The following is a 20,531-nucleotide window of genomic DNA, read 5'->3' on the forward strand; positions in this document are numbered from 1 at the left end:
AACATCTCGGCCAATGTGGGGTCAACGGAGCCTCCCTCCAGCCTTCGCCCGCCGTCACACCGAGGAGCTACGACGATCGTGACCACGCCCGGACCTTGCAACACCTTCGACGCCGGCGATCCCGTCGACGTCGTCACCCTCGGCGAGTCCATGGTCACGTTCCGGCCCGCCACGCCCGGCCGCCTCGCCGACGTTCCCTCCTTCGACCGCGGGATCGGCGGTGCCGAGTCCAACGTCGCCTGCACCCTGGCCGCCGCCGGGCACTCCGCGCGCTGGGTGAGCAGGGTCGGCTGCGACGGGTTCGGCGACCACCTGGTCGAGGCGATCGGGGCCTACGGCGTCGACGTCGGCGCCGTGCACCGCGATCCCAACCGTCCCACCGGCATCTACTTCCGCACGGCCGGCGACCGCGCGACGGACGCCCACGAGGTCGCGTACTACCGTGCCGGGTCCGCCGCGTCGGCGATGTCGGCCGGGAACACGGATCTGGCGGCGGTGCGGGCGGGCCGGGTGCTGCACCTTTCCGGGATCACGGCGGCGCTGTCCGCCGACTGCCTGGGCCTGATGCGTGAGCTGACCGCTCCGCGGCCCGGTCGGCCGCTGGTGTCCTTCGACGTGAACTACCGGCCGGGACTCTGGGCCGATGCCGAGGGGCTGGGCGTGCTGCTGGAGCTGGCGCGAGGGAGCGACGTCGTGTTCGTGGGGGAGGACGAGGCGGAGGAGGCCTGGGGCATCACCGGTGGGCCGAAGGCGATCCGGGACGCCCTGCCGGAGCCGGCGGTCCTGGTGGTGAAGCAGGGGGCACAGGGGGCGACCGCGCTGACCGGCCCGCGGGCATGCGTGCCGCCCGGGGCGGCCCCCGGCCCGGAGAAGGGCGTCGCCCCGTCGGAACCGGGCCCCGCGACCGGGCTCCGCGCCGCGACCCCGGGAACGGCACCGGCGGCCGTCACCTTCGTCCCGGCCCTCGATGTCGATGTCGTGGCGACGGTCGGCGCGGGCGACGCCTTCGCCGCCGGTTTCCTCTCCGCCACCCTGCGCGGGCTCCCGGTCCGCGACCGGCTGCGGCACGGGCATCTCATGGCCGCCGCCGCCCTCACCGTCCCCGGGGACCTGGCCCCGCCCCCCGCCCGCGATCACGCAGACACTCTCGCCGCCCTCGACGACGCGGCGTGGGGGACACTTCGACTCGGCCCCGGCTGGACGAAGGCCGTCGACGGGGGCGACGAGGAGGTACGTACGTCATGAGCCAGACCGTCGACCGCGCGCTGAGCATCCTGCCGCTGCTCGCCGAGGGGCCCGCCGACCTCGGCCAGGTGGCCGACCGGCTGGGCGTGCACAAGTCCACGGCCCTGCGGCTGCTGCGGACACTGCACGAGCACGGTCTCGTCTACCGCCAGTCCGACCAGCGCTACCGCCTCGGCGCCCGCCTCATCGCGCTCGCCCAGGAGGCCATGGAGAACCTCGACATCCGCGAGATCGCCCACCCCCACCTCGTACGCCTCAACGAGCAGTGCGGGCACACCGTCCATCTCGCGGTGTACGAGGAGTCCGAGGTCCTCTACATGGACAAGGTGGAGAGCCGCTACCCGGTCCGGATGTACTCGCGGATCGGCAAACCGGTGGCGATCACCGTCGCCGCGGTCGCGAAGCTGCTGCTCGCAGACCTCCCCGAGAGCGAGCGCCGGGGGCTCGCCGACAAGCTCGAATACCCCATGTACACGGCCCGGTCCACCCCCAACGCCCCCGCGTTCCTGCGGGAGTTGGAGAAGGTGCGCGACCAGGGCTGGGCCACCGACCTCGGCGGCCACGAGGAGTCCATCAACTGCGTCGGCGCGCCCATCCGAGGCGCCGACGGCCGGGTCGTCGCCGCGATGTCGGTCTCCGCTCCGAACGTCGTCGTCACCGCCGACGAACTCCTCACCCTGCTCCCCCTGGTGCGCCGCACGGCGGACGCGATCAGCGGGGAGTACTCCGGAAGAACCCCCGTCAAGGAAGTCGCCCCATGACCGAGAAGACCGCGCTCACCCCCAAGACCCACACCACCCCGCCCGCGAAGTTCTCCCACGGCGTGAGGAAGGGCAACATCCTCCAGGTCGCCGGCCAGGTCGGCTTCCTGCCCGCCGAGGAGGGCAAGCCCCCCACGCCCGCCGGCCCCGCCCTGCGCGAGCAGACCCTGCAGACCCTCGCCAACGTCAAGGCGATCCTGGAGGAGGGCGGCGCGAGCTGGGACGACGTGATGATGATCCGCGTCTACCTCACGGACGTGGACCACTTCGCCGAGATGAACGCCATCTACAACACCTACTTCGAGGAGCAGGGCCTCACCCAGCCGCCCGCCGCGCGCACGACGGTCTACGTCGGTCTGCCCGCGGGGCTCCTCATCGAGATCGACGCACTGGCCGTACTGGGCTGACGCCGCCTCGGACCGCGCACCTCTTTCTTCCTCACGGCGCGGCGCCCCTCACCCCCGGGGCGCCGTGCCGCGATCCCCCCTGCCCGAAAGCACCATGCCCTTAAGTAGAGGACCCCCGAATGTCCCTCCCGCTCGCCGCGGACGCGCCCGCCGCCCCACCCCACACCGGCGGCCTGCTCCTGCTGATCGACGGCACGACCGGTCTGCTCACGGTCGCCGCCATCGGCATCGCGCTCCTCCTCTTCCTGATCATCAAGGTCAGACTCCAGCCGTTCGTCGCCCTGCTCGCCGTCTCCATAGCCGTCGGCCTGATGGCCGGGCTGTCGGTCACCGAACTCTTCGGCACCGTCCAGCGGTCGGACGCCGTCTCGACCATCGAGACCGGCATGGGTGGCATCCTCGGCCATGTCGCGATCATCATCGGCCTGGGCACGATGCTCGGCGCGATCCTCGAAGTCAGCGGCGGCGCCGAGGTGTTGGCCTCCCGCCTGCTGAACCTCTTCGGCGAACGGCGGGCCCCGCTCGCCATGGGCCTCACCGGCCTGATCTTCGGCATACCGGTCTTCTTCGACGTCGGCATCTTCGTGCTCGCGCCGATCGTCTACGCCGCCGCCAAGCGCTCCGGCAAGTCGATCCTGCTGTACTGCCTGCCGCTGCTCGCGGGCCTGTCGATGACCCACGCGTTCCTGCCCCCGCACCCGGGGCCGGTGGCCGCCGCCGGACTGCTCCACGTGCAGCTCGGCTGGATCATCCTGATGGGCGTCGTCTGCGGCATCCCCGCGGTGCTGGCCGCCTGGGTGTTCTCCGCGTGGATCGGCCGACGCATCTTCGTGCCCGTGCCGCAGGACATGCTGGAGGCCGCCGAGGAGGCCAAGGCGGCCGTCGTCGCCGAGCAGCGGGAGCAGGGCGCGGAGCCGCGCGAGCAGCCCGTGTCGCTGGGCGTCGTCCTCGGCATCATCGGCACGCCGCTGATCCTGATCCTCGCGGCCACCTTCTCCTCCATCGCCCTCGATCCCTCCACGGGCCGCTCGGTGATCGAGTTCTTCGGCCACCCCTTCGTCGCCCTGACGATCGCGCTGCTGCTGGCGTACTACCTGCTGGGCATCCGCCGCGGCTGGTCCCGTAGGTCCCTGGAGACCGTCTCCACCGCCTCGCTCAAGCCGGTCGGCAACATCCTGCTGGTGGTCGGCGCGGGCGGTGTCTTCGGCGCGATCCTCAAGGCGAGCGGCGTCGCCCAGGCCCTCTCGGACACCTTCCACGACGTGGGCCTGCCGGTGCTCGTCCTCGCCTACCTGATCTCGCTCGTCCTGCGCGTCGCCCAGGGCTCGGCCACGGTCGCCATCGTCACCACGGCCGGCATCGTCGCCCCCCTGCTCGCCGAGGGCCACCACTCCCAGGCCTTCGTCGCCCTGGTCATCATGGCCATCTCCGCGGGTTCCATCTTCGCCTCGCACGTCAACGACGGCGGCTTCTGGATGGTGGCGAAGTACTTCGGCATCACCGAACGGGACACCCTGAAGACCTGGACGGTGCTGGAGTCGGTGCTGTCGGTGGCCGGGTTCGTGGTGGCCGCGGTGGTCAGCCTGTTCGTCTAGCCGGGTTCGTCCGGGCGCGCGTGTAGGCGTCTGATAACGAAGTTGGGGCCGACTGTGTCCGGCACAGGATCTTCGACCATACTGCCCGCTGTGGAGCAGCGCATAGGATCGAGCAGCCAGCCCCTGAAGGGGGAGCCCGTGACGGGTGCCGGGTTCGACCCGGCCTTCATTCCCGGGCTCACCCCACCCGTGTCCGCGGAGCCGGAGGAGGCCGAGGCGGAACACGCCGCGGCGGAGGCCGAGGACGCGGACGCCGGCGTCGCGTCCGGGGAGACCGAGACCGAGACCCAGGTCGGGGCCCAGGAGCCGGCCGCGGGTGACGACGAGGACGAGGAGACCCCCGAGGGCCCCGTCTTCGAGGCCTCCGACCGCCGCGCGAAGATCGTCGCCGACCGCAGCGGCGTACGACTCGCCCTGGACGACCAGGCGTGCGAGTTCCGCTGGGACGAGATCGGCGCCGTGGAGACCGAATCCCCGCGCTTCGGCAAGCGGTTCACGATCACGGTGCACACCCCCGACAGGCGCTGGTACCCGATCGAGATCGAGGCGACCGCCCGGGCCCGCTTCGAGGAGTGGGAGTCCCAGCTGGACGCGGTCCTCGACGCGTACTTCGAAGAGGGCGCCGAGGAGGGGGAGTCCGAGGACGAGGCCGCGCAGGAGGCGGACGCCACGGCCGGGGACCTCAAGGACGCGGACGACAAGGACGACACCGAGGCCGCGGACGCCAAGGACGCCGACTAGTCCTCCGCTCCCGGGACCGTCCCGATCCCGCTCAACGCCCCCTCCACCAGGGCGCGATCCCTTCACTCGACATTCGGCCGCGCAGTGTACGCGCGCCCGTAACCCCTGCACGGGCCTGACGCATATATGCACCCGCGGGTGTGACCGGCACGTGCATATATGCCGAAAACCCGGCAGAGTGAAGGTTCGCGCAGGAGGGCCCGGCCGTCCGGGTCCTCGCCCCACCCCAAGAGGCCTTCGTCGACCGGCGGGCCGAACAGACCGAAGGCCTCAACCGCCCGGCAGCGTACGGAAACGAAACGACCGGCGCGGCTCACGCGCGCCCCAGGCCATCCCGCTCACCCGCCGCGAGGCGGAGGTGGCCGGACTCCTCGCGCAGGGGCTCGCCGGCGCAGGCCATGTGGAACGCATTCCCAGCAAGCTCGGATCAGTAACCGCAGCCAGATCGCCGCCTGGGTCACCGCCCGGCGCTGAGCCGCGTCCAGGCTCCCCTCCCGGACATCACACACCCACTGAGAGGAGAACCATGACCACCACCCATCACAGTCCGTTCGACCATCGCATGACCGTGTACGGCGCGGACGACGAGTTCGTGGCCGCCGCCGTGCCGTTCCTCCACGAAGGACTCGGCGCGCCCGGGGAGGCGCCGCCCGTCGCCGTCGCCGCCCCCGAAAAGCTCGCGCTCCTGCGGGACGCAATGGACGGCGACGCCAAGGGCGTCGTCCTCGTCCCGGACACCGAGTGGTACTCGGGCTCGGCCGCCAACGCCGTGGCGCAGAGCGCGGGTTACCTCGCCTCGCATGCCGCCCCCGGCGGCCGGATCCACCTTCTGATGGAGCCCGTCTGGAACGGCCGCGCGGGACGCTCCGCCCGCGAGACCACCGAGTGGATCCGCTACGAGGCCCTGGCCAACCTGCTCTTCGCGCCGATGGCGACGACGGCCCTGTGCGCCTACGACACCCGTGTCGCCGGCGAGGTCATCGTCGCCGCGGCCCGCCGCGCCCATCCGGGCACCGGCTCCTACGAGGACCCGGCCCGGCTGACGGCCGAGCTGGACTCCTTGCCGCTGCCGCTGCCCCCGGTCGACGCGGAGACGCTCGCGCCGCCGACCGGTGAAGCCGTACGCAGCCGGGCGTCCGCCCGTGGACTGTCGCCCGCGGACGCGGAGTTGTTCACCGATGCCGTGCTCGCCGCGGCCGCCGCCCTCGGTCCCGTCACCCGCACCCTGATGTGGGGCGAGGCGCCCGCCTGCGTCTGCGAACTGCGCACGGCGCGCCGGGTCGACGACCCGCTGGCGGGCTTCGTCCCACCCGCCGGCGCCGAACTGGAACCCGACCAGGGGCTCTGGTTCACCCGCCAGGTGTGCGCCTACGTCGACGTACGCGACGACGTCGCGGGGGCGACCGTACGGCTGCAGTACGGATAACCGTGGTTCGAACCGGGCACGTGCGGATGTGTTCCGCCGGGCCAGGTCAGGCACTCCTGTGCGGGAGGAACCACTTGGGGCTGAGGGCGATCTGCCGCAGCTGCGCAAGGGTGAGGGCCGGGGTCTTGCGCGTCGCGGCGGTGTCCTGCGCACCCGAGTTGAAGGCGCTGACGACGACCCGCGTGCCGTCGGTCCGCAAGGTGTCGACGGTCCACATCACGACGCCCGCGCCGCCCTTCTCGCCGGGCCCCTGATGCACGGCGACCCGCGTCCCGTCGGGCAGCGTCTCGGCGCCCGACCCGAAGAGATCACCCGCGACGTCCGCCATGCCGGCCTGGACGTTGACCTGGACGAGGCTCTTGCCCTTGCCGTCGTCGGCGACGACGTATCCGAACCCGCTGTCCCCGCCGCTGCTCTCGGAGACGGTGAGGCCCTTCGGGAGCAGGGACTTGAGGGTGGGGGCCACGGGTGCGAACGCGGTGCTCCCGGTCGCGCTCGGCTCCGCCGTCGGCTTCTTCTCGTCCTCGGGCATCGCGTCGATGGCGTCGCGCCAGGCGGCGGCGGAGGCGACGTGCTTCAACTGGGCCGGAGCAAGGGGAGGTTGGCCGCGGGTGATGGGGGCGTCCTTCTCCGCCGCGGCGTTCCACTCGCTGACGCTCACGTGATGGCCCTGCGGTGAGACGAGCTCGGCGTTCCACCACTTGGTGTCCACGCGGCGGTCCGGATACTCGTAGCCCTGAAGCACCATGACGACGGAGCCGTCCGGGAGCCGGCTCGTGCCGCAGGAGTCGTAGTGCGCGTAGGCCTTGCCCGGGCACTCGGTGACCTGCCGGGCCTGGTCGCTGCCCGGCTGCACACGCCCGAGGGCGACTCCCACGGCCGCCGCGCCCTTGCCGTCGTCGAAGACGAGATGCACGTACGGCGCGCCCTCGTCCGTGCCCCTGGCCTCCGCGCCGCTGAACTTGCCGGAGGGGAGCAGCTTTTCGAGCGTACGGATCAGTGAGTCGCCGGAGACGGGGGAGGGGGCGGCCGACGTGGAGGCGGAGGGATGCCGGCTGTCGGCGGCAACCGATGTCCTGTCGGTCCGGGACCCGGCACCGGGCAGCAGCAGCGCCCCGCCCACACCGACGAGCGCGAGACCCGCGGCCCCGCCCGCGACGGCGGCCCGGCGCCGCAGCAGCAGTCGCCGCCGTCCGCGCGCCGCACCGGCGGTGACGAGCGCGGCCCGGTCGGTCTCGAACGCGCCGGCGGCTTGCCGCATTCCGGCGGAGAGCTGCTCCTCGAAGGGATCGCTGTGCTGTTCCAAGGGCATGACGGATCACCGTTTCACGAGGATTGGGGGTTGAGGGTAGGGGGTTGAACGGATGGACGGGACGGACGCTGAGCGTCCTACGGCCGGGCGTACTCGCTGAGATCCTCACCGAGCAGTTCCCGCAACCGCGCGAGAGCACGAACGCAGCGCGTACGCACGGCGGCTGAGCTGACGTTCATGACCTGCGCGGTCTCCTCGACGGAGCGGTCCTCCCAGTACCGCAGGACGACCACGGCCCGGTCCTTGGCGGGAAGCCGAGCGAGTGCCTCGAGCAAGGTCAGCCGCAACGGCATGTCGCGTCCGGCGCCGTCGTCGGGCCGATCGGGAAGCACTTCCATGGCCCGCTCGGTGCTGCTGCGCCGCCGCTGATGAGTGAGGAACGTACGCATGAGAACGGTCTGCGCGTACCCGGCCGGATTCTCCACCCGCGCCACCCGCCGCCAGCTGACGTACAGCCGCCCGAGCGTCTCCTGCACCAGATCCTCGGCCAGATGCGTGTCCCCGGCGGTCAGCAGACAGGCGGACCGATACAGATGCCCGGCCCGCACAGCGGCGAACTCCGCATACTCATCAGCCCGCACCTGCCACATCGCTCCCCCTGCCCGACCCCACCCACCAACCGCTCTCACTTCATTGACGCGGTGGGACCGGGGAAATGTTTCACTCGGCCGCACGCGCTCTCCGAGTGAAAGTGCTCGCATGTCTCTCGACTGGATCGAGCGTTACGGGCGTCGGGTGGAATTCATCGGCCCTCCGAACAATGGGGTCTTCGTCGCAGCTTCAGGGTGGGGGGTGGCCGTCACGCCCGCTCCCGCAACACCAGCACAGCCACCGCGGCCACAGCCGCCAGTCCCGCCGAGACGGCCATCGCGATGTCCGCGCCGTGCGCAAGGCCGCTGCCCGACGATGTCGCTATCGCGATCGTCAGGGCCACGCCCGCGCAGGAGCCGATGTAGCGGAAGGTCTGCTGGGCGCCTGAGCCCATGGCTGCGCGGGCGGCCGGTACCGACTCGACCGCGAGGAGGGGGAGCGCAGCGTTCAGGAGGCCGCTGCCGGTTCCGGCGATGAGGAGGCCGGGGAGGAGGCGGGGCCAGGAGTGGGCGTCCAGGGCGCCGAGCATGGTGAGGACGCCGGCCGCGTGGAGGGTGAAGCCGACGGCCAGTTGGTGGCGGGGCGGGACCCGGCCGGCCAGGCGCTTGGACTGCAGGGCGACCGTGAACGACAGGCCGGACCAGAGGAGGAACAGCCAGGCCGTGTCCATCGCGGACAGGCCGAGCGTCTGCTGGAGCAGGGCCGGCAGGAAGCTGAACATGCCGATCACCGCGAGGCCCGTGAACAGGCCGCCCGCGGACGAGGCCAGGAAGCGGGAGTGGCGGAGCAGGCCGAGGTCGATCATCGGCGTGGCCGAGCGGCGCTCCACGAGTGCGAAGACCGCCATGAGGATCACCGTCGCCAGGAGCAGCAGGCCCACCTGCGGGCGCAGCCAGCCGTCCCGGCCCAGGGTCAGGGCGGCGACCAGCGCGACCAGCGCCAGCCCGAAGGTGAGGGCGCCCGGTACGTCGGCACGGCCGCCCCGCGGTGAGCGGGACTCCGTCAGCCTGCGGGTGCCGAGGGCCGCCAGCAGCAGTGCCGCCGCGCCCAGGACGGCGTACGCCACCCGCCAGTCGGAGAACGCGCCCGCCACCAGCGGCCCCACCGCGATGCCGCCGCTGACGAACGCTCCCCACACCCCCGTCGCGTGCAGCCGGCCGCGCGGGGTCGGGAAGGCGTGGACGATCAGCCCGAGGCTGCTCGCGAGGATCGCCGCGCTCGCCGCGCCCTGAGCGATGCGCGCCAGGGTGAACAGCCAGGTGGAGGAGGCCAGCGCGCCGAGGGCCGTGGTGATACCGAGGGTCAGCGTGCCGGCCAGGAAGATGCGGCGGCGGCCGTAGTCGTCGGCGAGGCTGCCGGCGACCAGGAGGAGCGCGGCCAGGCCGAGCGGGGTGCCGTTGAGGAGCCAGGCCTGGGCGGAGACCGGGGTGTGCAGGGCCGCCGCGGTGTCGGGGAGCGTGACCATCGGTGCGGTGTACGTCATCAGCGTCACGGCGGTGGCCGCGCTGGTCAGGGCGAGGGTGGCCCGGGGGCGCGGGGGCGCCTGCGCGGTCTGTGCACGGAGCGCGTCGGATGTGGGCGACGCCTCGACCTCAGTGAGGGTTCGTTCATTGAACCTAACCATGAGTGGAACCGTAACACCCTAGGTTCGGCCATTGAACCAAGTCCGTGAAAAATGGTTACAGTGGACGTCATGGCATTGGGCAAGGACTACGCGACACAGCAGTGCTCCATCGCCCGCGCGCTGGAGGTCGTCGGCGAGCGCTGGACACTGCTCGTCATCCGCGACGCCCTCTACGGCGTGCGGCGCTACAACGACTTCCTCGTCCACCTCGGCATCCCGCGCGCGGTCCTCGCCGCCCGCCTCCAGACGCTGACGACGGAGGGGATCCTCGAGAAGCGGCGCTACCAGGAGTCGCCGCCCCGGGACGAGTACGTCATCACCGAGCGCGGCATCGCCCTGTGGCCCACGCTGCGCTCGCTCGGCCTGTGGGGCCGCGAGCACTTCGGCGAGACCCAACTGCGCACCTTCCGGCACGCGGTCTGCGGCACCGAACTCGGTCCGTACGGCGAATGCCCCGTCTGTGCAACCGTCGTACCCGTCGAGGACGTCCTCATGGAGCCGGGGCCCGGACTCGACACGGACCCGACGAATCCGGTCAGCCGGGCGCTGCTCAGGCCCAAGCGCCTGCTGGACCCCATCGAGCAGCCGGCCGAGAAGGATCCTGTATAACCGGGAGCAGGACCAGCGTGCGCGGGAAAGGGGGAGCAGTCGTGACCCGCAGCCGGATGGCACAGATGGCCCGGACCTTCCCGCGTCCCGCCGCCGTGCTGCTGCTCGTCGTCCTCCAGACCGTCCTGCTCGCCGACACCGGCAGCCTCGCCGCCACCGTCGCGCTCGCCGCGACCGCTGCGGCGGGCTCCGCCCTCGCCGTCTGTGCCCTGCTCGCCGCGCGCTGCGTGCCCGTGGTGCCGCCCACGCGCGTGCGTACGGCCATCCGCGACCGCGACCGCCGTACGGCCTTCCTGCCGCAACGCGACCCCGACGCGAGGGGCCGCACCCGCCCCCGAGCGCCTGGTTCCGCCCTTCCGGCGACCGTCGCGTAGGGCACACGGCTCACCTCTCAGCCGTGCCCCCGGGCGGTCGTCATGCCGTCGTCACCCCATTCCGGCATGACCCTCGGAGGGCTCATCCATGTCTGTCTTCCCTGCTTTCGCCCATCTCGTCGAGCAACTAGCCGATCTGATCCAGCCGTTGTTCGGCGCCACCGCGGCCGCCGCCGCGATCGTCCTGTTCACCGCTCTCGTACGACTCCTCGTCCATCCCCTGTCCCGGGCGGCCGCCCGCGGGCAGAAGGCCCGCACCGCGTTGCAGCCGAAGATCACCGAGCTGCGCACCCGGCACAAGGGCGACCCCCAGAAGTTCCAGCAGGCCCTTGTCGCGCTGCACGCCGAGGAGAAGGTGTCGCCGCTGTCCGGGTGCCTGCCCGGGCTGCTCCAGCTGCCGGCGTTCTTCCTGCTGTACCACCTGTTCTCGAACGCCACGGTCGGCGGTGAGCGCAACGGCCTCCTCGCCCACCAGTTGTTCACCGCGCCGCTCGGCGGACGGTGGGCGGACGCGCTGGCCGGCGGCGGGGTGTTCGGGGCGGCCGGGCTCGTGTACCTCGGTCTTTTCGCCGTGGTCGCCGTCGTCGCGAGCTTCAACTACCTGCGTGCCAGGCGCACCATGACCGGCACCGGTACCGACGTCGTCCCGGAGCAGATCGCCGGCGCCGCGGCCATCGGGAAGGTCGCGCCCTTCCTGTCCTTCTTCACGCTCGTCACGGTGGCCGTCGTACCGCTGGCGGCCGCACTGTATGTGGTGACGAGCACGACGTGGAGCGCGGTCGAACGTGCCGTGCTCCACCGCTAGGGCGTGAGGTTACGGTCCAGTCCGTGAACCGGGTATTGCGGACTGGACTCCGAGCTTGGAGGATCGACCAGTCCTCCGATGGCTGCACCCATCGGCCGGGCGCCCGCGATCGAGGGAGACTGTGATCATGAAGCTGCTGCGAGTCGGTACGGCGGGAGCGGAGAAGCCTGCGCTGCTCGACGCCGAGGGGGTCCTGCGGGATCTCTCCGGTGTCGTCCCGGACATCGACGGAGCGCTGCTCGCCGACGCCGCGGCGCTCCAGCGCGTCCGGGCGGCCGCCGAGACCGGTGAGCTGCCCGCGCTGGACGCGACCGGGCTGCGCGTCGGGCCGCCGCTCGGGCGGATCGGCAAGGTCGTGTGCATCGGGCTGAACTACCACGACCACGCGCGCGAGACCGGCGCCGAGCCGCCCGCCGAGCCGGTGATCTTCTTCAAGGCCGCCGACACGGTGATCGGCCCGAACGACACCGTGCTGGTGCCCCGGGGGTCGGAGAAGACCGACTGGGAGGTCGAGCTGGCGGTCGTCATCGGGCGTACGGCGCGGTACGTGGAGTCGGCCGAGGAGGCGCTCACGCATGTCGCCGGGTACGCGGTGGCGCACGACGTGTCCGAGCGGGAGTTCCAGATCGAGCGCGGCGGCACCTGGGACAAGGGCAAGAACTGCGAGACGTTCAACCCGCTCGGGCCGTGGCTGGTGACGGCGGACGAGGTCGCCGATCCGCAGGATCTGTCGCTGAAGCTGTGGGTCAACGGCGAGCTGAAGCAGAACGGCACGACCGCGGAGCAGATCTTCCCGGTGGCCGAAGTGGTGCGCTACGTCAGCCAGTTCATGACGCTCTACCCCGGGGACGTCATCAACACGGGGACGCCCGCGGGGGTGGCGATGGGGCAGCCCGAGCCCAAGCCGTATTTGCGGGCCGGGGATGTTGTAGAGCTGGAGATTTCGGGGCTCGGTCGGCAGCGGCAGGAGTTGAAGGACGCCTGAGGGGTGGGGGACTGCGCTTCGGTGGCGACCGCGGGATCGTCGTGGCTTGTCGCGCAGTTCCCCGCGCCCCTGCAGGGCTCACCCCTTGTTCAAAAACGTCTCCAGTGCTTCCACCACGAAGCGGTGGTCCGCCAGTTGGGGCAGGCCGCTCACCGTCACCGCGCCGACGACGCCCACGCCCTCGACGTTGATCGGGAACGAGCCGCCGTGGGCCGCGTAGGCGTCGGGGTCCAGGCGGGAGGAGTCCTCGAAGGTCGTGCCCTTGGCGCGGAAGCGGGTGCCGACCAGGTAGGAGGCCGAGCCGTAGCGCTCGACGACCCGGCGCTTGCGGGCGATCCAGGCGTCGTTGTCGGGCGTGGAGCCCGGCAGCGCGGCGTGGAAGAGCTGCTGTCCGGCGCGGTGGATGTCGATGGCGAGCGGGGCCTGGCGCTCCAGGGCCAGTTCCACCAGGAGCGAGCCGAGGGCCCACGCGTCCTCGAAGGTGAAGTGGCCGAAGACCAGACGGCGTTCCTGGGCCTCCAGTTCCTCCAGGGACGGAGTGATCTCCGGGTGGAACTTGGGCGTCATCTCGTTGTGCGTCACAGCGTCACCGCCACTCCGTCGCGGGCCGAACGGCGGGCCGCCTCGAGGACGTCGAGGGCGGCGGCCGCCTCGAGGGCGGTCACCGGGTTGGCACCGCCGTCGGTGAGAGCCCTGGTCACGGCCGCATAGTACGCGGGGTAGTCGCCCGGCAGCGTCGGTTCGGGACGGCCGCCGCCGGTCACCGGGGACTCGCCGGCACCGACCCGGCCCCACAACTCCTCGGCCTCCGTACCCCAGTCGGCCGCCGTGCCGGGCCGCCTGCCCTCGCGCAGGGCCGCCTCCTGCGGATCGAGGCCGTACTTGACGTAGCCCGCCCTTGAGCCCAGCACCCGGAAGCGCGGGCCGAGTTGGGCGGTCGTCGCGGAGACGTAGAGGTGGGAGCGGACGCCGCTGGTGTGCGTGACGGCGATGAACGTGTCGTCGTCCGCCCGCGCGCCCGGGCGGCGGATGTCCGACTCGGCGTAGACCTGGGCCGCCGGTCCGAAGAGGACCAGTGCCTGGTCCACGACGTGGCTGCCGAGGTCGTAGAGGAGACCTCCGATCTCTTCCGGGTCGCCCGACTCGCGCCAGCCGCCCTTGGGCTGTGGGCGCCACCGCTCGAAGCGGGACTCGAAGCGCCATACGTCGCCCAACTCGCCCTCGGCGAGCAGCCCCTGCAGGGTCAGGAAGTCGTTGTCCCAGCGGCGGTTCTGGAAGACGGACAGGAGCAGACCGCGGTCCTCGGCGAGGGCGGCGAGCTCGCGCGCCTCGGCCGCGGTGCCGGCGATCGGCTTGTCCACGACGACCGGGAGGCCGGCCTTCAGGGCGGTCGTCGCCAGCGGGACGTGCGTCTTGTTCGGGGACGCGACGACGACGAGGTCCAGCTCGTCGGCGCGGGCGAACAGCTCGTCGGGGGTCGCCGCGACGCGTACGTCCGGGAACTCGGCCAGGGCCTGCTTCTGCCGCTCCGGATTCGAGGTGACCACCGTGCCGAGGGCGAGGCCCTCGGTGGCGGCGATCAGCGGGGCGTGGAAGACGGAGCCCGCGAGGCCGTAGCCGACGAGGCCCACGCGCAGAGGAGTACGAGTCATGCCTCCCACTTTCGCAACGCTGTTGCCAAAGTGCAAGCGCGGGGGACAATGGCGGGGTGGACAGGACGAACGCAGCGGTGGGCACAGGGGCGGGCACGGCCGCCGGACGGGCGGGGCCGGCCAGCGCGCCGGTCACGGCGGGCACGTCGGGCGTCGTCGGCGCGAATCTGCCCGCGCTGCGCAGCCACAACATGGCGCTCGTCCTCGATCTGCTGCGCACGGCCGGCACGGAGGGGATCAGCCGGCTCGAGCTCGCCGAGCGGACCGGGCTGACCCCGCAGGCCGTCAGCAAGATCACCGCCCGGCTGCGGGCCGACGGGCTCGCGGCCGAGGCGGGCCGCCGCGCCTCCACCGGAGGCAAGCCCCGTACGGTGCTGCGCCTGGTGCCCGAGGCGGGCCACGCGGTCGGACTGCACCTGGACCGGGACGAACTGCGGGCGGTCCTGGTCGATCTCACGGGCGCCGTGGCGGCGGAGCGGGGCACCTCGCTGGACCTGGGGGCGGGGCCGCAGGCCGTGGTCGGCGCGGTGGCGGAGGAGGCGGGAGCGCTGGCCGGCCGAGTGCCGGGCGCCGGCTCCCTGCTCGGGATCGGGGTCGCGCTGCCCGGTCCGCTCGACCACACCCGCGGCGTCCTGCACCGGGTCACGGGGTTCCCCGAGTGGGACGGCTTCCCGCTGCGCGACGCGCTCGCGCGACGGCTCGGCCTGCCGGTCGTCGTCGACAAGGACACCAACGCGGCCGCGCTCGGGCTGGCCGTCGGGGACGCGGGCGGGGCCGGTGAGAGCGGCTCGTTCGCGTATCTGTATCTCGGTACGGGCCTCGGTGCCGGGCTCGTCATCGGCGGCACCGTGCACCGCGGCGCCCGTACCGGAGCCGGGGAGTTCGGGCACCAGGTCGTGCAGCTGGACGGGCCGCCGTGCGGCTGCGGCAACCGCGGCTGCGTCGAGGCGCTGTGCCTGGCGGCGGTGGCGCGCGGCGAGGCCGACGAGGCGGCGCGCGTCCTCGGCACCGCGGCCGGCAACCTCGTCGCGCTCCTCGACATCGACCGCGTCCTCCTCGGCGGCCGCACGATCACCGCCGCGCCCGAACCCTTCGTACGAGGGGTGGGCGCCGTCCTCGACGAGCGCGCCCGGCACGTCGGCGGGCAGGCGGTCCCGGTCCGGGTCGCCTCCGGCGGGGTCGCGGAAGGGGCGGCGCAGCTGGTGCTCGGGCCGCTGTTCGGGCGGGCGGACGGCTGAGGTTCGGGCGGGCCGGCGGGTGAGATCCCGGCGGACCGGGAGCTGAGGCGCGTGCCCGTCCGCGTGCGCTGATCGAGGGGACTTGCGGGGGGACCGCGGAGCGGCACCGCCCACCGTCCGGCCCCGTCCGGCACAGTCCCATGATTATGCGACTGTGCACGACCGTCTCCCTCAGCCTGGCAGCAGCCGCCCTCTCCCCCGTGGCGACCCCGGCCCACGCCGTCCCCGGCTGCGCCCCGGACGACCGCCACTTCCCGGTCACCACGCGCATCCACGGCGGTCCGGACGCCTACGACGCGGGGGGCGGATACGGCACCTGGTATCTCGACCTCACCAACACCACCTCCCGGACCTGCGGAAACATCCACCCGGTCGTCGTGCTCGTCGACGACAAGCGCGCGCTGAACCCCCAGCAGCCACGCCTGGACTTCTACGAGGGCGGCCGCCCGCACCCCGTGAGCTTCGTGAGGACCGACGAGGACGAACTCGTCGGCGCCTTCGACGACGGACTGCCCGGCTTCACCGTCGCGCCCGGCAGGACCGTCACCGTGAAGGTCCGCCTCGCGCTCACCTCGGACGCCGTACCCAACGAGGTCACCGCCAACGCCGCCGTCGTCCAGCGGCACAAGGACGACGGTGACTGGGTCGGACAGTCCGGCGACTATCGCTTCCACGTCCGGAGCGGCGAGGATCCGGCGCCGGACGGCACGGGTCCGGCGCCGCACGGCACGGGTCCGGCCCCGGTCGGTACGAGTCCGGCTCCGGACGGCACGAGCCCCAGCGGCACCGCCTCACCGGGCGTCGGACCGGGCCTCCCGTTCGCCGACGAGCTCGCCCGCACCGGCCTCGGCACCCCGGGCGGAGCCCTCGCCGCGACCGCGGTCCTGCTCGCCACCGCCGGAGCCGTACTGCTGGCCGTCAGGCCGCGTAAGCGCCGCTGAGAGGTCGGGTCGGGCCCGGCGCCCCGGCGTCTGCGACGATCCCTCCCGTGGACTACCCGAACGACCAGGCCCCCGGCGCCCCCGTCCGCGCCGGCATCCCGGAGCACGGCCGTGTGCCCAAGTACTACGCGGTGAAGGCGCGGATCGACCACCTCGTGGCCGAGCTGGGAGAGGGCGGCGCCCTCCCCACCGAGCGCGACCTGTCCGAGGAGTACGGCGTCGCGCGGGAGACCGTGCGCCAGGCGCTGCGCGAGCTGGTGCTGGAGGGCAAGCTGCGCCGGCAGGGGCGCGGCACCGTCGTCGCGGGACCCAAGCTGGCACAGCCGCTGTCCCTCGCGAGCTACACCGAGGGCGTACGGCGCCAGGGCCGCACCCCCGGCCGTAGCCTCGTCACCCTCGACCGGTTCCCCTGTCCGGACGCGCTGGCCGCCGAGACCGGTCTCGAACGCGGCGAACCCGTCTGGCACCTGGAGCGCGTGCTGCTCGCGGACGACGAGCGGGTGGGCCTGGAGAGCACCTACGTCGCCGTCGCCCGAGTCCCCCGCCTCGACACCGACTTCGAGCCCGGCTCCTCCTTCTACCGCTACCTGCACGACAGCGGCATCTTCTTCGGCGACGCCGACGAGCGGATCGAGACGGTGCTGGCCACTCCGCGCGAGGCCCTCCTCATCGGGACCCCGCCGGCCCTGCCGATGCTGCTCGTCCACCGGGTCTCACGGGACACGGAGGGCAGGCCGCTGGAGCGGGTGCGGACGCTGTACCGCGGGGACCGGTTCTCGTTCACGGCGCACCTTCAGGGCTGACGCCAAGCGGCACAAAGCCGGACCTCTCAGGCGTCATACCCGTTGTCATATAACGAAGAGATAACGGGCCTAGCCCAAACGGGAGGGCTGGTTCAGGCTCTCGTTGTCAGCCGGACATCTCCGGTCCCCCTTACCGAGGAGCGTGACCGACGTGAAAGTGACAGTCGTCGGAGCAGGCGTGGTGGGCACCATGCACGCCTGGCAAGCAGTGGAACGCGGCCATGAGGTCGTCCACATCGAGCGCGAGGCGGAGGCCCGCGGCGCTTCGTTGCGCAACTTCGGCCAGATCTGGGTGAGCGGACGGGCGGGCGGCGAGGAACTCGACACCGCCCTGCGCGCAAGGGAGTTGTGGGAGGAGATGGGCGGCCGGGTCCCCGGACTCGGCTTCCGGGCCAACGGCTCCCTCACTCCGGTCCGCGGCGACCTCGAACTCGCCGTCGCCGAGGCCGCCGTGGCCCGGGAGGACTCGGCCGCCCGCGGCTACAAGCTCCTCACGCCCGTCGAGGCCCGCGACCTGAACCCCGCTCTGCGCGGCGACTTCACCGCCGCCCTCCACTGCGAGCGGGACGCAGCCGTGGAACCCCGTACCGCTCAACTCGCCCTGCGCGAGGAGCTGTCGACGTCACCGAACTACACCTTCCTGCCGGGCCGGGAAGTGCGCGAGGTGACGGGCGCGGGCACGGTCAGGGACGACCACGGCGAGGTGCACCGCGCCGACGCCGTCGTCCTGTGCACCGGCGCCTGGCTCGGCGGGCTCGTCCGCGAACTCGCCGGGCCGGATCTCCCCGTCCGCCGCGTACGCCTCCAGATGATGCAGACCGACCCGCTCGGCGAGCCGCTCACCACGTCGGTCGCGGACGCGGACAGCTTCCGCTACTACCCGGCCTACGCGTCCCCGGCGCTCGACGCGCTCGCCGCCGGGCAGCCGCAGACCCCGACGGCACACGAGCACCGGATGCAGCTGCTCATGGTCCAGCGCGCCGACGGCGGCCTGACCATCGGCGACACCCACGAGTACGAGCACCCCTTCGCCTTCGACACCCTCGAGGACCCCTACGACCACCTCACCGAGGTCGTCGAAGCGCTCCTCGGCCGGCCGCTGCCGAAGATCCGGCGCCGCTGGGCGGGCGTGTACGCGCAGTGCACCGACACCACCCGGGTCGTGCACCGGCAGCCGGTCGCGGACGGCGTGTGGCTGGTCACGGGACCCGGCGGGCGCGGGATGACCTGCTCGCCCGCGATCGCCGAGACCACCGCGAACGAACTGGACTGGTGAGGAACTTGACCACAGACATGACCACGGCCCGCGACATCCGGCTCGTCGTCCTCGACATGGCCGGCACGACCGTCGCCGACGGTGGGCTGGTCGAGCAGGCCTTCGCGGCGGCGGCACAGCGCCTCGACGCGGATCCCGAGACGATGCTGGACCACGTCCGCGCCACCATGGGCGAGTCCAAGATCTCCGTCTTCCGGCATCTGTTCGGGGAGGAGACCAAGGCGCAGGACGCCAACAGGGCCTTCGAGGAGGCGTACGCAGAACTCGTCGACGGCGGCAGCGTCGAGGCCCTGCCCGGTGCCCGCGAGGCCATCGAGGAACTCACGGCGCAAGGCCGAACGGTCGTCCTCACCACCGGCTTCGCACGCACCACGCAGGACGCGATCCTGGCCGCGCTCGGCTGGCAGGACCTGGTGCCGCTGACGCTCTGCCCCGCCGACGCCGGGGGCCGGGGGCGCCCGTACCCCGACCTGGTGCTCACCGCGTTCCTGCGCACCGCGGCCGCGGACGACGTACGGCAGGTCGCCGTCGTCGGTGACACCTCCTACGACGTGCTCACCGGCGTCCGCGCCGGAGCGGGCCTGGTCGCCGGCGTCCGCACCGGCGCCCACGGCGACGAGGCGTTCCGCGCGGCCGGCGCCACCCATGTCCTCGACTCGGTGGCCGCCCTGCCCGCGCTGCTCATGGGAGCCCGGTGAGACGAGCATCCGCTTCGACTCCGTCACGGTCGCCTACGACGGCGACGTCGTACTCAACGACAACGTGGCCTTCGGCCTGAAGGCCCGCACGGTGCCCAAGGGCGAGATACGGGGGCGGGTCGCCGCGGCGCTGGAGATGACCGGCATGACCGCCTGCGCCCGCCGGCACCCGCGGGAGCTGTCCGGCGGGCAGCAGCACGGGTCGCCGTCGCGCGTGCGTCGGCCGGCCGCCCGGACGTGCTGCTGGACGAACCGCTGTCCGCGCGGGGCGCCCGGCTGCGGTCCGGGATGCTGGGTGAACTCGCCCGGCTGCACCGGGAGTTGGGCTCGGCTGCGGTCCTGCGGGACGCCGAGGGAGCTGTAGGACCATGCCGAATCGACTTCATGCTCGCGCAGAAGCAGCAGGAGGTCAGCGAGATCGGCGGCGGCTTCGGTGCCCGCACGGAGGTCAAGGCCGTCGACGCCAACGCCATCGCGCCGGCCAAGTCGATGGACGGCGTGGAGGTGTTCACGCCGGACTGGAACGACATCGCCGAGAACCTCACGTCGTACGTCGAGGACTGGAAGTCGGCCACCGGCAGCTGATCGATAGGCTGAGGGGCACGCACCATCGCGTACGGCAGGAGACGGCACCATGGCAGACCGCAAGCCCATCGAATCATGGCTCACCGACATGGACGGCGTGCTGATCCACGAGGGCGTACCGATCCCCGGCGCCGACGCGTTCATCAAGAAGCTGCGCGAGTCCGGCAGGCCCTTCCTGGTGCTCACCAACAACTCGATCTACACCCCGCGCGACCTGCACGCCCGGCTGCGGCGCATGGGCCTGGAGGTGCCGGTCGAGTCCATCTGGACCTCGGCCCTGGCCACGGCCCAGTTTTTGGACGACCAGCGGCCGGGCGGCAGCGCCTACGTCATCGGCGAGGCGGGCCTGACGACCGCGCTGCACGACATCGGGTACATCCTCACCGACCACGAGCCCGACTACGTCGTCCTCGGCGAGACCCGTACGTACTCCTTCGAGGCCATGACCAAGGCCGTACGGCTGATCGAGGCCGGTGCCCGCTTCATCGGCACCAACCCCGACGAGACCGGCCCCTCCGCCGAGGGCCCGCTGCCGGCGACCGGTGCCGTCGCCGCGCTGATCACCAAGGCGACCGGCAAGAATCCGTACTTCGCCGGCAAGCCCAACCCGCTCATGATGCGGACGGGCCTCAACGCCATCGGCGCGCACTCCGAGACCAGCGCGATGATCGGCGACCGCATGGACACCGACGTACTGGCCGGCATGGAGGCCGGCATGCAGACGTTCCTGGTGCTCACGGGGCTGACCCGGCCCGAACAGGTCGAGGACTTCCCGTACCGCCCGTCCAAGATCGTCGACTCCATCGCGGACCTCGTCGACCTCATCTGAAACCCGCCGGCACCCGAACGGAGCAATACGGGCC

The 20,531-nt window shown here is 72.3% G+C and carries 22 protein-coding genes and 1 pseudogene; 18 read left to right on the forward strand and 5 right to left on the reverse strand.

Annotation, left to right across the window (positions count from 1 at the left end):
• The first annotated feature begins 78 nt into the window (after positions 1–78).
• The 6 genes from ACGFYN_RS05225 (at position 79) to ACGFYN_RS05250 (ending at position 6,175) form a co-directional block, all read left to right on the forward strand.
• Positions 79–1,245, forward strand: coding sequence for a sugar kinase (locus ACGFYN_RS05225; RefSeq protein ID WP_393864388.1), 1,167 nt, complete (start codon positions 79–81; stop codon positions 1,243–1,245).
• Entirely contained in the window at positions 1,242–2,006 is a 765-nt protein-coding gene (locus tag ACGFYN_RS05230) for an IclR family transcriptional regulator (RefSeq protein ID WP_393864389.1), read from the forward strand. The genes ACGFYN_RS05225 and ACGFYN_RS05230 overlap by 4 nt, the downstream gene beginning before the upstream one ends.
• Positions 2,003–2,413, forward strand: coding sequence for a RidA family protein (locus tag ACGFYN_RS05235; RefSeq protein WP_393864390.1), 411 nt, complete (start codon positions 2,003–2,005; stop codon positions 2,411–2,413). Before ACGFYN_RS05230 ends, ACGFYN_RS05235 begins: the two co-directional genes overlap by 4 nt.
• 119 nt (positions 2,414–2,532) lie before the next feature.
• Positions 2,533–4,008, forward strand: coding sequence for a GntP family permease (locus ACGFYN_RS05240; protein WP_393864391.1), 1,476 nt, complete (start codon positions 2,533–2,535; stop codon positions 4,006–4,008).
• 90 nt (positions 4,009–4,098) lie between these two features.
• Complete coding sequence (locus ACGFYN_RS05245) at positions 4,099–4,749, forward strand: hypothetical protein (RefSeq protein ID WP_393864392.1); 651 nt, start codon at positions 4,099–4,101, stop codon at positions 4,747–4,749.
• 526 nt (positions 4,750–5,275) lie between these two features.
• The gene (locus ACGFYN_RS05250) at positions 5,276–6,175 is read left to right on the forward strand and encodes an anti-sigma factor RsbA family regulatory protein (RefSeq protein WP_393864393.1); all 900 of its coding nucleotides are present in this window, start codon (positions 5,276–5,278) and stop codon (positions 6,173–6,175) included.
• Between the two features lie 46 nt (positions 6,176–6,221).
• Here ACGFYN_RS05250 and ACGFYN_RS05255 read toward each other — a convergent pair whose 3' ends face one another.
• From ACGFYN_RS05255 to ACGFYN_RS05265, 3 genes are all read right to left on the reverse strand, one after another.
• The gene (locus ACGFYN_RS05255) at positions 6,222–7,487 is read right to left on the reverse strand and encodes a hypothetical protein (protein ID WP_393864394.1); all 1,266 of its coding nucleotides are present in this window, start codon (positions 7,485–7,487) and stop codon (positions 6,222–6,224) included.
• 77 nt (positions 7,488–7,564) lie between these two features.
• Entirely contained in the window at positions 7,565–8,077 is a 513-nt protein-coding gene (locus ACGFYN_RS05260; protein ID WP_393864395.1) for a SigE family RNA polymerase sigma factor, read from the reverse strand.
• A gap of 209 nt (positions 8,078–8,286) precedes the next feature.
• Positions 8,287–9,702 (reverse strand): MFS transporter, encoded by a 1,416-nt coding sequence (locus ACGFYN_RS05265; RefSeq protein WP_393864396.1) that lies wholly within the window; start codon positions 9,700–9,702, stop codon positions 8,287–8,289.
• A gap of 69 nt (positions 9,703–9,771) precedes the next feature.
• Here ACGFYN_RS05265 and ACGFYN_RS05270 point away from each other — a divergent pair, with 69 nt between their 5' ends.
• From ACGFYN_RS05270 to ACGFYN_RS05285, 4 genes are all read left to right on the forward strand, one after another.
• The gene (locus ACGFYN_RS05270; RefSeq protein WP_393864397.1) at positions 9,772–10,311 is read left to right on the forward strand and encodes a winged helix-turn-helix transcriptional regulator; all 540 of its coding nucleotides are present in this window, start codon (positions 9,772–9,774) and stop codon (positions 10,309–10,311) included.
• Between the two features lie 56 nt (positions 10,312–10,367).
• Entirely contained in the window at positions 10,368–10,685 is a 318-nt protein-coding gene (locus tag ACGFYN_RS05275) for a DUF6412 domain-containing protein (protein WP_393864858.1), read from the forward strand.
• 88 nt (positions 10,686–10,773) lie between these two features.
• Complete coding sequence (locus tag ACGFYN_RS05280; protein WP_393864398.1) at positions 10,774–11,490, forward strand: YidC/Oxa1 family membrane protein insertase; 717 nt, start codon at positions 10,774–10,776, stop codon at positions 11,488–11,490.
• 127 nt (positions 11,491–11,617) lie between these two features.
• Positions 11,618–12,475, forward strand: coding sequence for a fumarylacetoacetate hydrolase family protein (locus tag ACGFYN_RS05285; RefSeq protein ID WP_393864399.1), 858 nt, complete (start codon positions 11,618–11,620; stop codon positions 12,473–12,475).
• Positions 12,476–12,553: 78 nt separating this feature from the next.
• Here the strand turns inward: ACGFYN_RS05285 and ACGFYN_RS05290 are convergent, their stop codons facing one another.
• On the reverse strand, positions 12,554–13,042 hold the full coding sequence (locus tag ACGFYN_RS05290; protein ID WP_393864859.1) for a heme-degrading domain-containing protein: 489 nt from the start codon (positions 13,040–13,042) through the stop codon (positions 12,554–12,556).
• Positions 13,043–13,053: 11 nt separating this feature from the next.
• A complete protein-coding gene (locus tag ACGFYN_RS05295) occupies positions 13,054–14,127 on the reverse strand; it encodes a Gfo/Idh/MocA family oxidoreductase (RefSeq protein WP_393864400.1) in 1,074 nt (357 codons plus the stop codon).
• A gap of 191 nt (positions 14,128–14,318) precedes the next feature.
• Between ACGFYN_RS05295 and ACGFYN_RS05300 the strand changes: the two genes are divergently transcribed.
• The 8 genes and pseudogenes from ACGFYN_RS05300 to ACGFYN_RS05335 all read left to right on the forward strand — a co-directional run bounded on the left by ACGFYN_RS05300 (position 14,319) and on the right by ACGFYN_RS05335 (position 20,497).
• Positions 14,319–15,365 carry an ROK family protein gene (locus ACGFYN_RS05300; RefSeq protein ID WP_393864860.1) on the forward strand — a complete coding sequence of 349 codons (1,047 nt, stop codon included), beginning with the start codon at positions 14,319–14,321 and terminating at the stop codon, positions 15,363–15,365.
• A gap of 140 nt (positions 15,366–15,505) precedes the next feature.
• The gene (locus ACGFYN_RS05305; protein ID WP_393864401.1) at positions 15,506–16,306 is read left to right on the forward strand and encodes a hypothetical protein; all 801 of its coding nucleotides are present in this window, start codon (positions 15,506–15,508) and stop codon (positions 16,304–16,306) included.
• 47 nt (positions 16,307–16,353) lie between these two features.
• Positions 16,354–17,109: a GntR family transcriptional regulator gene (locus tag ACGFYN_RS05310; RefSeq protein ID WP_393864402.1), complete on the forward strand. Its 756-nt coding sequence runs from the start codon at positions 16,354–16,356 to the stop codon at positions 17,107–17,109.
• 151 nt (positions 17,110–17,260) lie between these two features.
• Entirely contained in the window at positions 17,261–18,385 is a 1,125-nt protein-coding gene (locus tag ACGFYN_RS05315; protein WP_393864403.1) for a TIGR03364 family FAD-dependent oxidoreductase, read from the forward strand.
• Between the two features lie 17 nt (positions 18,386–18,402).
• Complete coding sequence (locus tag ACGFYN_RS05320; protein WP_393864404.1) at positions 18,403–19,083, forward strand: phosphonatase-like hydrolase; 681 nt, start codon at positions 18,403–18,405, stop codon at positions 19,081–19,083.
• Between the two features lie 52 nt (positions 19,084–19,135).
• Positions 19,136–19,425, forward strand: a pseudogene (locus ACGFYN_RS05325) (ATP-binding cassette domain-containing protein); the annotation flags it as partial.
• A 42-nt stretch (positions 19,426–19,467) separates the two neighbouring features.
• Positions 19,468–19,668 carry a hypothetical protein gene (locus ACGFYN_RS05330; protein ID WP_393864879.1) on the forward strand — a complete coding sequence of 67 codons (201 nt, stop codon included), beginning with the start codon at positions 19,468–19,470 and terminating at the stop codon, positions 19,666–19,668.
• A gap of 49 nt (positions 19,669–19,717) precedes the next feature.
• A complete protein-coding gene (locus ACGFYN_RS05335) occupies positions 19,718–20,497 on the forward strand; it encodes an HAD-IIA family hydrolase (protein ID WP_393864405.1) in 780 nt (259 codons plus the stop codon).
• The last annotated feature ends 34 nt before the right edge of the window (positions 20,498–20,531 follow it).

This window comes from Streptomyces sp. NPDC048419, from assembly GCF_043200415.1.
GTDB lineage: Bacteria > Actinomycetota > Actinomycetes > Streptomycetales > Streptomycetaceae > Streptomyces.

Bases quoted from the DNA above. Each gene is read 5' to 3' on its own strand.
- ACGFYN_RS05270 (WP_393864397.1), top strand. From the start codon at position 9,772: ATGGCATTGGGCAAGGACTACGCGACACAGCAGTGCTCCATCGCCCGC.
- ACGFYN_RS05240 (WP_393864391.1), top strand. From the start codon at position 2,533: ATGTCCCTCCCGCTCGCCGCGGACGCGCCCGCCGCCCCACCCCACACC.
- ACGFYN_RS05290 (WP_393864859.1), bottom strand. From the start codon at position 13,042: ATGACGCCCAAGTTCCACCCGGAGATCACTCCGTCCCTGGAGGAACTG.
- ACGFYN_RS05320 (WP_393864404.1), top strand. From the start codon at position 18,403: ATGACCACGGCCCGCGACATCCGGCTCGTCGTCCTCGACATGGCCGGC.
- ACGFYN_RS05235 (WP_393864390.1), top strand. From the start codon at position 2,003: ATGACCGAGAAGACCGCGCTCACCCCCAAGACCCACACCACCCCGCCC.
- ACGFYN_RS05305 (WP_393864401.1), top strand. From the start codon at position 15,506: ATGATTATGCGACTGTGCACGACCGTCTCCCTCAGCCTGGCAGCAGCC.
- ACGFYN_RS05285 (WP_393864399.1), top strand. From the start codon at position 11,618: ATGAAGCTGCTGCGAGTCGGTACGGCGGGAGCGGAGAAGCCTGCGCTG.
- ACGFYN_RS05300 (WP_393864860.1), top strand. From the start codon at position 14,319: ATGGCGCTCGTCCTCGATCTGCTGCGCACGGCCGGCACGGAGGGGATC.
- ACGFYN_RS05280 (WP_393864398.1), top strand. From the start codon at position 10,774: ATGTCTGTCTTCCCTGCTTTCGCCCATCTCGTCGAGCAACTAGCCGAT.
- ACGFYN_RS05255 (WP_393864394.1), bottom strand. From the start codon at position 7,487: ATGCCCTTGGAACAGCACAGCGATCCCTTCGAGGAGCAGCTCTCCGCC.
- ACGFYN_RS05275 (WP_393864858.1), top strand. From the start codon at position 10,368: ATGGCACAGATGGCCCGGACCTTCCCGCGTCCCGCCGCCGTGCTGCTG.
- ACGFYN_RS05330 (WP_393864879.1), top strand. From the start codon at position 19,468: ATGCTCGCGCAGAAGCAGCAGGAGGTCAGCGAGATCGGCGGCGGCTTC.
- ACGFYN_RS05265 (WP_393864396.1), bottom strand. From the start codon at position 9,702: ATGGTTAGGTTCAATGAACGAACCCTCACTGAGGTCGAGGCGTCGCCC.
- ACGFYN_RS05295 (WP_393864400.1), bottom strand. From the start codon at position 14,127: ATGACTCGTACTCCTCTGCGCGTGGGCCTCGTCGGCTACGGCCTCGCG.
- ACGFYN_RS05250 (WP_393864393.1), top strand. From the start codon at position 5,276: ATGACCACCACCCATCACAGTCCGTTCGACCATCGCATGACCGTGTAC.
- ACGFYN_RS05335 (WP_393864405.1), top strand. From the start codon at position 19,718: ATGGCAGACCGCAAGCCCATCGAATCATGGCTCACCGACATGGACGGC.
- ACGFYN_RS05230 (WP_393864389.1), top strand. From the start codon at position 1,242: ATGAGCCAGACCGTCGACCGCGCGCTGAGCATCCTGCCGCTGCTCGCC.
- ACGFYN_RS05260 (WP_393864395.1), bottom strand. From the start codon at position 8,077: ATGTGGCAGGTGCGGGCTGATGAGTATGCGGAGTTCGCCGCTGTGCGG.